The organism is Burkholderia sp. AU30280, from assembly GCF_020420125.1.
Taxonomy (GTDB): domain Bacteria; phylum Pseudomonadota; class Gammaproteobacteria; order Burkholderiales; family Burkholderiaceae; genus Burkholderia.
The window spans coordinates 98,963-110,681 of sequence record NZ_JAIZRY010000008.1 but is presented as its reverse complement, the minus strand read 5'-3'; the positions used below and the strand labels follow the sequence as shown (position 1 = coordinate 110,681).

At 68.6% G+C, this 11,719-nt stretch carries 13 protein-coding genes; 8 read left to right on the top strand and 5 right to left on the bottom strand.

The annotated features are described in order from the left end of the window. Positions 1-9 precede the first annotated feature (9 nt). Positions 10-2,340 carry an EAL domain-containing protein gene (locus LGN17_RS19665; protein ID WP_226198246.1) on the top strand — a complete coding sequence of 777 codons (2,331 nt, stop codon included), beginning with the start codon at positions 10-12 and terminating at the stop codon, positions 2,338-2,340. A 40-nt stretch (positions 2,341-2,380) separates the two neighbouring features. Here LGN17_RS19665 and LGN17_RS19660 read toward each other — a convergent pair whose 3' ends face one another. After that, the gene (locus tag LGN17_RS19660) at positions 2,381-2,587 is read right to left on the bottom strand and encodes a hypothetical protein (protein WP_226198245.1); all 207 of its coding nucleotides are present in this window, start codon (positions 2,585-2,587) and stop codon (positions 2,381-2,383) included. Positions 2,588-2,810: 223 nt separating this feature from the next. On the opposite strand from LGN17_RS19660, the gene LGN17_RS19655 reads away from it, so the two are divergent. Beyond that, a complete protein-coding gene (locus LGN17_RS19655) occupies positions 2,811-2,972 on the top strand; it encodes a hypothetical protein (RefSeq protein WP_226198244.1) in 162 nt (53 codons plus the stop codon). A gap of 236 nt (positions 2,973-3,208) precedes the next feature. Here the strand turns inward: LGN17_RS19655 and LGN17_RS19650 are convergent, their stop codons facing one another. Both LGN17_RS19650 and LGN17_RS19645 read right to left on the bottom strand, forming a co-directional pair. After that, positions 3,209-3,523 carry a helicase gene (locus tag LGN17_RS19650; protein WP_226198243.1) on the bottom strand — a complete coding sequence of 105 codons (315 nt, stop codon included), beginning with the start codon at positions 3,521-3,523 and terminating at the stop codon, positions 3,209-3,211. A 256-nt stretch (positions 3,524-3,779) separates the two neighbouring features. Next, positions 3,780-5,378, bottom strand: coding sequence for an ATP-binding protein (locus LGN17_RS19645; RefSeq protein ID WP_226198242.1), 1,599 nt, complete (start codon positions 5,376-5,378; stop codon positions 3,780-3,782). Positions 5,379-5,672: 294 nt separating this feature from the next. Between LGN17_RS19645 and LGN17_RS19640 the strand changes: the two genes are divergently transcribed. From LGN17_RS19640 to LGN17_RS19620, 5 genes are all read left to right on the top strand, one after another. Further along, entirely contained in the window at positions 5,673-6,029 is a 357-nt protein-coding gene (locus LGN17_RS19640) for a chemotaxis protein (RefSeq protein ID WP_226198480.1), read from the top strand. Between the two features lie 187 nt (positions 6,030-6,216). After that, positions 6,217-7,092, top strand: coding sequence for a BON domain-containing protein (locus LGN17_RS19635; protein ID WP_226198241.1), 876 nt, complete (start codon positions 6,217-6,219; stop codon positions 7,090-7,092). A 250-nt stretch (positions 7,093-7,342) separates the two neighbouring features. Next, positions 7,343-7,912 carry a hypothetical protein gene (locus LGN17_RS19630; RefSeq protein ID WP_226198240.1) on the top strand — a complete coding sequence of 190 codons (570 nt, stop codon included), beginning with the start codon at positions 7,343-7,345 and terminating at the stop codon, positions 7,910-7,912. A 108-nt stretch (positions 7,913-8,020) separates the two neighbouring features. Then, entirely contained in the window at positions 8,021-8,176 is a 156-nt protein-coding gene (locus LGN17_RS19625) for a hypothetical protein (protein WP_226198239.1), read from the top strand. Positions 8,177-8,233: 57 nt separating this feature from the next. Continuing rightward, positions 8,234-8,842, top strand: a complete 609-nt coding sequence (locus LGN17_RS19620; protein WP_226198238.1) for a DUF892 family protein — start codon at positions 8,234-8,236, stop codon at positions 8,840-8,842. A gap of 208 nt (positions 8,843-9,050) precedes the next feature. Here the strand turns inward: LGN17_RS19620 and LGN17_RS19615 are convergent, their stop codons facing one another. Next, a complete protein-coding gene (locus LGN17_RS19615; RefSeq protein ID WP_226198237.1) occupies positions 9,051-10,262 on the bottom strand; it encodes an MFS transporter in 1,212 nt (403 codons plus the stop codon). Between the two features lie 38 nt (positions 10,263-10,300). Further along, a complete protein-coding gene (locus LGN17_RS19610) occupies positions 10,301-10,561 on the bottom strand; it encodes a DUF4148 domain-containing protein (RefSeq protein WP_226198236.1) in 261 nt (86 codons plus the stop codon). Between the two features lie 194 nt (positions 10,562-10,755). On the opposite strand from LGN17_RS19610, the gene LGN17_RS19605 reads away from it, so the two are divergent. Then, on the top strand, positions 10,756-11,649 hold the full coding sequence (locus tag LGN17_RS19605; RefSeq protein ID WP_226198235.1) for a LysR family transcriptional regulator: 894 nt from the start codon (positions 10,756-10,758) through the stop codon (positions 11,647-11,649). The last annotated feature ends 70 nt before the right edge of the window (positions 11,650-11,719 follow it).

Here is an 11,719-nt window from a genome sequence, read left to right as displayed (position 1 = left end):
CAGGCTCACATGAAAATCCTCTACGCACGGATGGCAAGACTGGCAAGCATCGCGGCGCCGGCCCGGAACCCGGACCTGCTCGCGGCGCAATACCGGGTATTCGCCGGCCAGATCCCGGTGTCGTACCTGATCCTCATCTCGAGCACCTGGAGTCTCGCCGTCACGCACCTGGGCAGCACGCCGTGGTGGCTGTCGGTCGCGATGCCGGCCGCGATGACGCTCGCGGTGTTCGCGCGGCTGCTGCACTGGCGCCGCACCCGGCTGCTGGAGCCGACGCCGGACACCGTGATGCGCGCGCTCACGGTCACGAACTGGCTGGTGATCCCGGTCGTGGTGACGTTCACCACCTGGGCGCTGCTGCTGTTCCCGTACGGTGATGCGTGGCAAAAGGCGCAGGTCGCGTTCTACATGGCGATCACGGTGATCGGCTGCATCTTGAGCCTGATGTACTTGCGCACGGCCGCGCTGATCGTGGCCGTGATCGCCAACGTCGCGTTCATCGCGTTCTTTCTCTCGACGCGCCAGCCGACACTCATCGCCACCGCGGTCAACATGCTCTTCGTGTCGGCGGCGCTGATCGCCGTGATCTCGGTCAACTACCGGAGCTTCCTGCGCACCGTCGATGCGCAGGCCGAATCCCGCCTGCGCGAGCAGGCGCAGACGCGGCTGATGCGGATGATCGACGACATGCCGGTGGCCGTGATGACGGCCGACCTGGAGACGTTCCGCATCAACTACCTGAACGCGACATCGCGCAACCTGCTGCGCTCGATCGAGCACCTGCTGCCGATCCGCGTGGACGATGTGCTCGGCGCATCGATCGACTTCTTCCACCCGCATCCGCAGCACCAGCGTCGCCTGCTCGCCGATCCGGCGAATCTGCCGCATCGCGCCCGCATTCCGCTCGGGCCGGAAGTGCTCGACATCCAGGTCTCGGCCGTGCGCGACGCCCAGGGGCGCTACATCGGCCCGATGCTGTCATGGTCGATCGTCACGCAGCAGGCCGAGGCGGAGGCGCGCATCCACCAGCTCGCGCATCACGATTCGCTCACGGGGCTGCCGAACCGCGCAACCTTCCTGGCCGAATTCGACGCGAGCCTGCGCCGCTCGGACAAGGTGCTGTCGCTGCTCTTCATCGATCTCGACGGCTTCAAGCTGATCAACGACGCGTGCGGGCATTCGGCGGGCGACGAGGTGCTGCGCCAGGTCGCGGAACGCCTGCGCGGCCAGTGCCCGGAGCCGGGGATGATGCTCGGGCGCATCGGCGGCGACGAATTCGCGGTTCTGCTGCGCGACACCGACGCGAACGGTGCGATGGGCGCGGCCGCGCGGCTCGTCGACACGCTCGTCGCCCCCTATGCGCCGTCGCCCGACCGGCCGTTCCGCATCGGCGCATCGATCGGCTGCGTGCTGGCGCCGCATCACGGCAACGACGCCGGCGTGCTGCTGTCACGCGCGGACATGGCGCTCTATGCGGCCAAGAAAGCCGGGAAGGGCACCTACCGGATGTTCTCGCCGGACATGGAAACGAGCGCGCAGGAGCGGGTCGCGCTCGAATCGAAGCTGCGCGTCGCACTGGACGACAACCAGGGGCTGTACGTGTTCTACCAGCCGATCGTCGATGTCCGGACCCGCCAGATCACGACGCGCGAGGCGCTGCTGCGCTGGCACCACCCGCGCTCCGGCTGGATTTCGCCGGGCCTCTTCATTCCGGTGGCCGAGCGCGGCGGCCTGATCGACCGGCTCGGCCGTTTCGTGCTCGTGCAGGCGTGCCGGGAGGCGGCGCGCTGGCCCGACGGCGCACGCGTCGCCGTCAACGTGTCGGCGGGGCAGCTCGGCCACGGCACGATCGTGCCGACCTTCGCGGCGGCGCTGGCCGGCGCGGGCCTCGCGCCCGACCGGCTGGAAATCGAGGTAACGGAAACCGCGTTGCTGCACGACGAGGGCAAGGCCATCGCGGACCTGCGCGCACTGCGTTCGATGGGCGTGCGCGTCGCCCTCGATGACTTCGGCACGGGCTTCTCGTCGCTCGCGCATCTGCGCGCGTTTCCGTTCGACAAGATCAAGATCGACGGCAGTTTCGTGCGCGATGCGGTCACGCGCCCGGACTGCGCGGCCGTCGTGCGCACGGTGGCCGATCTCGGCAAGCGTCTCGGCGTGACGACCGTCGCGGAAGGCGTCGAGACGGAAGAGCAACTGACGTGCATCACGGATGCCGGGTGCCGCGAGGTGCAGGGCTTCCTGATCGGCCGGCCCGCGCCGGGCGAGCAGGATGCGCCGGCCATTCGCTGGATCGATCAGGCCGCGCTGGCGGCACAGGCCACGGCCAGGCAGGCGTGAGCACGAACGATTCGATCGGGATCCTGAACGAGTGCCCGTGTCAATCACGCACGCTCGCACGCCAGCGCGCGCACCGGATGTTCGATCGGGGATTGCGCGACGAAATCGTGGAACGACCGGCACCCGGATGGATGAGACGGAAATCCGCCGGGAACGGTAAAAGGGCGGAGGGGCAGAGAGCGGTGACGTGCGGCCTTTGACGGTCGCCGAGCGCACTGAACTCGAAGCGTTGCTTCTTGTCCATCATGAGTTGCCTGCTGCCATGCCGGTCCATCCTGATCTTGAGGCGCCGCGGCAGGTGGGACGGGAGGGTGCGGATCGCTGACGCAGCGATGCAATGGCGGGGGCGTCACGTGCCGCGTCATCGCAGCGACATCTTTCTCGCGTAAATCTATGGTACTTCGCTAGTCGGCGAGGTACCGTTTTCTCAAGGAATACCGACCATGGCGGCAAAACGTCTTCGCATCAACATGATTACCCGTCGCCAATCGACGTTCGACGGCCGGCATCTCGACACCGAGGCGGCACGTCGCCTCGGCGCGCACGCACAGGACGCGATTCCCGCCCATCTGAAAGGCACGCAAGGCGCCGAGGCCGAATGGCTGCCGCGCATGAAGGTCAGCGAGCGGTAACCCGGTTCCGCCGGACGAGCCGCTGCACGACAGCGCCGATCTCGCCGTCCGGCGGGCTCCCCGTTTCGATCCAGGCGAAACGCGCCCGCGAGGGAGGGGCCGCCACTGACATTCAGACAATGGTCGGTAGCGTGCGCGAGGCCATCGCAGTGCTGGAAAATCCAGTCGCCAAGCGAGGGCAAGCGGCAATGCGATACGAGGTGATGAGCGGTGGACCAACCAGGACGGTTCACCCTTTATGCGTCGTTCAGCCAGGGCATTTCCACAGGCGACACGACCAGTTGCCGGAATTCGCGTTTCAGATCGAAGATGAACCCGACCAGGATCATGGAGTCGGCGTAAGGAATCGGAAAGACATGCGGATTTTCCGGAGTACGCAGGGGGCGCTCGGGGCTGTCCGCCGTCGCCGCGGCGTTCTCGCGAACGCTTTCCAGTTCGTCGGCCATCGCCGGACCACTGATTTTCAGCACACGGCTACGCAGGTCGCTGAAGGGCTCGATGCGCGCAGCGTCTTCGTGGTATTCGGGCACTTCGTAAACGAACCAGGACATTTTCGGCTCCTATGAGAAGGGGCGCTATTCTAACGCTGCGCGAGGATCCACCGAGAATCGCGCCATGTCGTGCGATGGCCGCCGTCGCCGCGAGGCAGTCCGGCAGCGCCGATTTCTGACGAGACGGGCCGCCGCCGCGGAGCCGGAAGCGCTACCTGCACACTGTAGAGGATGGCCGACGATTCGCTCCGACAGTGCAAACCGCACGCCAACATGCGTGCGCGGCGATGTGTCGCGCGGTGGCCCGAGCACGTGCTTACGGTGTGTCGCGAACCTGGCGCGCAACGCGCTGCAACAGCGCGTCGAGCACGTCCATTTCAACGGGCTTCACGAGGTGCTCGTCGAAGCCTGCGCGTTCGGTGCGTGCGCGGTCGGCCGCGCTGGCATGACCGGACAGCGCGACGCAGGTCGCGTCGCGCAGTGCGTGAATCGCGCGCAGTTCCTGCAGCAGCGTGAAGCCGTCGACGTCGGGCATCGTCAGGTCGAGGATCATCAGCTGCGGTGCGTAGTCGCGGGCGAGCGCCAGCGCGTCGTTCGCGTTGTAGGCGACGCGGGGCGCGTGTCCTTTCACCTGCAGCAGGACGGCGAGCGTGTCGGCCGAATCGCGATTGTCGTCGACGATGACGATACGTAGCGGCGCGCTGCCCGTCTGCGCAGGCTCGACCGGCCCGCGCACGTCGCCGTGTGCCGCACGCGCCATGCGGTCGATCGGCAAGCGCACCGTAAACGTCGCACCGTGACCGGGCCCGGCACTTTCGGCCGAGATCCGCCCGCCGTGCAGTTCGACGAAGGTCCGGCAGATCGCGAGACCCAGCCCGAAGCCTTCGGACGGCCGCCGGCCCGACCCGCTTTCCTGCTCGAACAGGTCGAAGATGGTTTCGAGCGCGTCGCGCGCGATGCCGACGCCACGATCGGTCACGCGGATCGCGACGACCGGTCCCTCGATCCTGGCGCCGACGTCGATGCGTCCGTCGAGCGGCGAGAACTTCGAGGCATTGTCGAGCAGGTTGTGCAGCACCTGGACGAGTCGCGCATCGTCGCCGTGGAGCGGCACGGCATCGGATGGCAGGTCGACGTGGATGTGCTGCCCGCGCGCGGCAAGCTTCGACTGGATGCTTTCGACGCCGCGGCACACGATGTCGCGCACGGTAACGGGCCGGTCGTCCAGCTCGACCTTGCCCGCCGTGATGCGCCCGACGTCGAGCAGGTCGTCGACGAGCCGCGTCAGTTGCGTGACCTGACGATGCACGACGTCGAGGCACTGCGCGAGCGCGGGCGCGGGTGCCGGATCGGCCACGCTCTGCAGGATGCCGACCGAATGGCGCAATGGCGCGAGATGGTTGCGCAGCTCGTGCGCAAGCATCGCGATGAACACGCTGAGCCGGTGCGTCGACGCTTCGAGCTCCTCGAGCCGCTTGCGTTCGGTCATGTCGCGGGTGATCTTGATGTAGCCGCAGAGCTGGTTCGTGTGATCGTGCACGGGCGTGATCGTCACGTTCGCCCAGAACTGCGAGCCGTCCTTGCGCACGCGCCACCCTTCGTCTTCGAAGTGGCCGTTCGCGGCGGCTTCTTCGAGCCCGTGCGACGGTCGGCCGGCCGCGATCGCGTCGGGCGGATAGAAGCGCGAAAAGTGGTGGCCGACGATTTCCGCGGTGCGATAGCCCTTGATGCGCTCGGCACCCGCGTTCCATGTCGCGACATTGCCGTGCGGATCGAGCATGAACACCGCGTAGTCGGTAATCGATTCGACGACCGTCTGGAACCGGAACTCGGCGAAGCGGTGCAGGAGGTCGCGCGCGTCGGATTGCCCGAGCGGCGGTGGGTGCGAGCGAGGATCGATGTTGTGTTTCGTCATCTGGGCGGCAGGTCGAAGGCGGGCGGGGCAACGCCGCCCGGCCACCGTCGGGCGTGCGGCGGCGGCAGTACGAATCGGATTGGCACCCCGGAAGCATAAGGGAACTCAATTCGGCTGATCAATGGGCGCGCATCGGTTGTGCCGGCCGCCGTGGCGGCAGCGGGCAGTGGGTTCCGGCGTGCGATGCGGCATGACGATTGCAGGGCCTTCCGGCCCGCGCGCCGCGCGCCGCGCGCCGGCCGCCCTGCCGCGCGCGGCCGCCAGCCTGGCTAAGAGAACGGCACGAACGGCCCGCTGAACCCCGACAACGAACCGGCCGGTCCGGACGACGGCAACGTCGATCGCGGCCGCGACGGTCGCGCACGGGGGCCGGGCGAGCCGGCCGACTGTGGCAGCGACACGGCAGGCGCGCGACGTCATCGATTCTACGTCGATTCGCCCCTCGACAATCACGCGCTTGAATGCGGCGATGCATCACCTGATAGCGATACGGACCGCTCCGAGACGGGCGGGCGCGCGTCGGCGGACGGCGATTCGACGCCTGACGAAGGAGCGGATATCCAGCCTGACCGCACCGAGCGGCTGAGCGGGCCGGATCGCACGGAGGAAGCGAATGACCGGGACGAATCGGGCGATGACGGCGCGCCGTGACGCCCGGCACGCAAAAACTGCAATCGCATTGCAGATTGGCGCGTCCGGTAGCGGATCGACATCGCGATGCGCGTCTGTCATCCCTTGGCCATGACATCGGCACGCGACTTGCGTTCGAGCTGACCGACGCGCGCCGTGGCGCGGCATGGGGCCGTGCGCGGCGCAGGCGCGATCGAGGAGGGACACGATGCAACGACGATATCCCGGACGGCACGGCGAACGCGGTGGCCCGCCCGACTGGCAGGAGCGCAACGAACGCGCATACCGGGGCGCCGGCGAGCGCGGCTTCCCGGACGACCCGGCGCGATGGCCGGACGAGGGCGACGACTCGGCGTACCGCCGCTTCGCGAGCGAGGACGTCGGTCCGGAAGACTGGGGTCGCGAATGGAGCGAACGCGCGGCGCGAACGGTCGACCAGCGGCGCGGCGCGGCCGATGCGGGCGGGCAGGGCGACTTCCCGCGCCAGCCGGCGCGGGCACCCGATCCCGGCTACGGCGAGCGCGACCGACGCGCGCAGGGCGGCGACTGGCCCGACAGCCCGTACCGAGGCGTCCCCCCGGAGTTTCGCGGGCATCACCGGATGGGCGGGTACGACCGCGACCGCGCCTATGGCGATCCGCGCGGCAACCCGCGCTACGGCGGTAACGCGTCGGACATGTCGCGTTTCGGCAGTGAGGCCGAACGCGACGCGCTGCGCGAGCGTCGCGGGCCGAAAGGCTATACGCGCTCGGACGAGCGAATCCGAGAGGATGTTTGCGAGCGGCTCGCGCATGCACTCGACATCGACGTGAGCGACGTCACGGTGCAGGTACAAGACGGCCGCGTCGAACTGGACGGCACGGTGCCGGCGCGGTGGATGAAGCACGGCATCGAGGACCTGGCCGACGGCTGCATGTGCGTGCGCGACGTCGAGAACCGCGTGCGGGTTCGTCGCGAGGGCGAGCACGAGTCGGGCATGGCGCCGACTCCCGACCAGCGAACCGTGACGCCGACGCAGCCTGCGGGACTCGATCCCGAACCGGGCACCGTCGGTCGCGACCGCGAGCGCAAACCGCATCACTGAGCGGCCGTGCACGAGACGGCGTGACCGGACCGCAACCGGCGCGCATGACGGCAGGAACCGACGGCGGCCGCTCGGGCGCCGCGACGTTCCGGCATCAAGCGGTTGGTGCGCGAGCGCGGCGCGGCATTGCACGACATCGCGACGTGATTTGTGCAATGCGATGCCGGTTCGGCGATTCGCCGCGTTCAACACGTCTGGCATGCCGCGTGCGGTTGCCCGCGGCGCCACTACCGTTACGAGGAGCACAGCCATGGCGATGATCGTCGCAGGCCGCTTCACGACGTTCGACGAAGCGGAAGGTGGGGCGCGTCACCTCTACGAGCGCGCGTTCGGCCCGGACGACGTATCGATCTTCTTTCTGAATCCGGGCGGACAGCACGCGCGTTTTCCGATCGGCGGCGACGTCTATGCCGATACGGCGGCGAAGCCGGGCGGGCGCGGCGCGATGATCGGCGCGATCCGCGGGTTGGCGGTCGGCATCGTCGCGGGGCTGATCGTCTACGCGATCGGCGTGCGCTACTGGTTCGTCCCGGCCGCCGCCGCCCTGGCCGGCGCGTACCTCGGCGCATTGGGCGGCGCGCTGGGCCGGATGCGCGGCGAGCCTGCCGAAGGCAAGGGCACGCTTGCGCAGAGCGAAACCGGCGTGATTCTCGCCGTGCGCGTGGCGGCAGACACCGCGAATACGGCGGAAGACGTACTGCGCGCGACCGGCGCGTCGTCGATCGAGCGCGTCAAGGGCGACTGGCAGGACGGCAAGTGGCGCGACTTCGATCCGGTACGCCGGCCCGGCGAGGCCGCATCGGGCGGCGGGACGCGCTGAATTTTTCACGCCCGCCTGCAGCGTTGCACGCACCACACGCGTTTGCCGCGCACGGCACGCCGCTTGCGGTGCGATGAGTCGACGACAACCGTTCAGGGAGGAATCCGAATGATGACTGCCGCACAGACGCCGCCGCCTCAGAAACAGGACCACCAGCCGGGCACCGGGCGCGGCATGCATCCGCAGCCGAGCACCACGCTGCCGACACTCCGGCATCACCTGAGCATGGCGCAGGCGCTCGAACGCAAGATGGGCGCGCACTGACGCGTGCCCGTTCAACCCCGGGCCGCGCGCGCGGCCCGTCTTTTTGGAGAGTCAGTCATGGCCCATCGGCAACCGAAGCACGAAGGCATCCGCGAATTGCTCTGCCAGGCATACGAAACCGAGCTTGGCGGCGCGAAGATCTACGAGGCCGCGCTGCAATGCGCGACCGACGAGGATCTGCACAAGGAATGGGAGAAGTACCATCGCGAGACGCTGCATCACCAGGAGGTGCTGCGCAAGGTGTTCGAGACGCTCGGCATGGACGCCGACGCACAGACGCCCGGCCGCAGCGCGGTGGCGGCCATCGGGAAGGCGCTCGTCCATGCGATCGAGCAGGCGCGCAAGCAGGCCGACCCGGCCGCCGCGCAGATCGTCGCGGCCGAGTGCGTGGTACTCGCCGAGACGAAGGATCACCTGAACTGGGAGCTGATCGGCTACGCGGCCGACCAACTGTCGGGCGACGCCGCGAAGACGCTGAAGAAGGCGCACGACGAGGTCGAGGCTGACGAGGATCATCACCTGTATCACACGCGGGGCTGGGCGCGCGAGATGTGGATCGAGTCGATGGGCTTCAAGGCCGTGCTGCCTCCGCCGGAGGAAGTGAAGAAGGTTGAATCGGCGGCTGACGCGGCGCGCGCCGAACGTTCGCGCGGCAAGATGATGTGAGCCCGGCGGGTCCGGCACGGCCGCGACGCGGTCGGCCGGGCTCCACGCAGATCGCGATACCGACGATCGGCGCCAGCAGCGCACGGAACGCGGGGGCACGCCGTACCGGCTACCGGGCTATCTGGACGCGGCGAACGGTCGTGCGCAGCCGGACGGGGAGCTTACACGGCGCTTGTAAAAAAGCCACGGGGGCGTCGTGGCGTGGGCGTCAACCGCCGGTGCGCGCGGCGGCGCGTCGGGCTGACCAACCCGCGACGACGGCCAGCCCGCCGGCGAGCGCAAGCAGCGCCGCGCTCATCGCGAAAGTCGCGCGGTAGCCGTGCAGGTCGAACAGCATGCCGCCGATCGTCGCGCCAAGCCCGATCGCGAGTTGCACGACCGCCACCATCAATCCGCCGCCGGCTTCCGCATCGTGCGGCAGCGTACGTGCGAGCCACGTCCACCAGCCGACCGGGGCCGCGGTGCCGAGCAGGCCCCATGTGCCGAGCAGGCATGCGGTTGCCGCCGTGGATTCGCCGAAGAAGATCAGCGCCACCGCGATCGCGGCCATCAGTGCCGGCGTGGCCACGAGTGTCCGGTAGAGCCCGCGTTCCAGGACGCCGCCGATCAGGACCGTTCCCGCGAAACCCGCGACGCCGATCGCGAGCAGGATCAGCGACAGCGTGACGGTGCCCGCATGCGTGACGGTTTCGAGGAACGGACGCAGGTACGTGAACAGCGTGAACTGGCCCATGAAGAACACGCTGACCGCTGCCATGCCGAGCGCGACCGGCGGCCGGGCCAGCAGCCTGAGCGCATGGGCGGACGTGCCGCGCGGCGCGGACTGCATCGATGGCAGGCTGACGAGCTTCCAGCCCAATGCGATCGCGGCGACCGGCACGACGCAGAAGAAGGCCCAGCGCCACCCGACGATTCCCCCCAGAAAGCTGCCGAGCGGGGCCGCGACGACGGTCGCCAGCGCATTGCCGCCATTCACGATCGCCAGCGCGCGCGACACGTGCCGCGCCGGCACGAGGCGCATCGCGGTGGCGGCCGACATCGACCAGAAGCCGCCGATCGCGACGCCGATCAGCGCGCGGCCGGCGATGAACGATGCGTAGTTCGGCGCGAACGCGACGAGCGTGCCGGACACGATAGTCAGCAGTGTCAGCAACAGCAGCAAGGGCTTGCGATCGCGCCGGCCGGCGAGCGATGCGATGAACAGGCTTGTCACCAGCGCGAACGCGCCCGATACGGAGATAGCCTGGCCGGCCTGGCCCTCGCTGACGTGCAGGTCGCCGGCGATCGGCGTGAGCAGGCTGACCGGCATGAACTCGGACGCGACCAGCGCGAACGCGCCGAGCGACATCGCGAGGACGGCGCCCCACGCGGCCGCGCCGTCAGGTGCCGTGCCGCGATCGGGTGTGGAGAGGGATTGCATGTCGGGAACAGGATCGGAGAGGAGTGGCCGCCGCGCGCTCAATCGCAACGCGTCGTGACGCCGTGCCCGGCCAGTTGCGTGCGCGCGTCGTCATCGCGCCCGGCCTGCACCCTGGCCGCCGCGGCCTGGGCGTCGTCGACCCAGGTGCGCGGGTTGATGCGCGCCGGATTGAAGCCGGCGGCCTCGTAACGCAACATGTCCTGGCGGACCTGTTCGCGCGTCAGGCCCGGTGCGGATTGCGCGAATAGCGGAGCGGACGCGACAAGCGCGGCGAGGGTCGTGAGAAAGCGGGTAGGCATGAGGTTCGGCTCCGAAAAACGGGTAGCCGGTGCGTCCGGGCTCTGCCGCGACGCATCGGGTCGATGGCTTCGCAGTCTAGCGAGCCGCTCCGGATCGATTAAGTAGCACGGCGCGCTTGGACTTATGAGCCAAACTGATCAATCGCCACGGGCGATGCTACGATTGGCGTCCGTCCCGACCGGAGCTTTTCGACATGGCGCGTGAAAATTTGAACGACCTGATCGTCTTTCTCGCGGTGGCCCGCGACCGCAGCTTCACGCGCGCAGCCACGCGGCTCGGCGTGTCGCAATCGGCGCTGAGCCATACGATTCGCGATCTCGAAGCGCGGGTCGGTGTGCGGCTGCTGACACGTACGACGCGCAGCGTGTCGATGACCGACGCGGGCGAAGCGCTGTTCCAGGCGGTGGCCCCGCGCATCGACGAGATCACGGCGCAACTGGCCGCGCTGTCGGATTTCAGGGACAAGCCGGCCGGCGTGGTGCGCATTACGGCCACCGAGCATCCGATCGATACGATCATCTGGCCGAAACTCAGGAAGGTCCTGCCCGACTACCCGGATATCCGCGTCGAGTTGTCGGTCGATTACGGGCTGTCGAACATCGTCGAGGAGCGCTACGACATCGGCGTGCGGTACGGCGACCAGGTGGCGAAGGACATGATCGCCGTGCGGATCAGCCCCGATGTCCGGATGGCGATGGTCGCGGCGCCCGCCTATCTCGACGGCCGCAAGCCGCCGAAGAAGCCGCAGGATCTGCTCGATCACGATTGCGTCACGTTGCGGCTCGCCACGGCGAAGGGCATCTATGCGTGGGAGTTGAAGAAGGGCAAGAACGCCGTCCTGGCGCGCGTGAACGGCCGGATCACCTGCAACACGCAGCCGCACATGGTCCAGGCAGCGCTCGACGGTTTCGGCATCGCGTTCGTCACCGAGGACGTCGTGCTGCAGCATGTCCGCAACGGCAACCTGCGGATCGTGATGCCGGACTGGTGCCCGGTCTTTCCCGGCTACCACGCGTACTATCCGAGCCGTCGCCCGGCGTCGCGCGCGTTCACCGTCGTGATCGACGCGTTGCGGCATCGCGCCTAGCGCGTCGTGCGTCGCGACCGACATCGCCGCGGCGTGCGGAAAAACGCCCCGCGCGAGCGGGGCGTTCGAA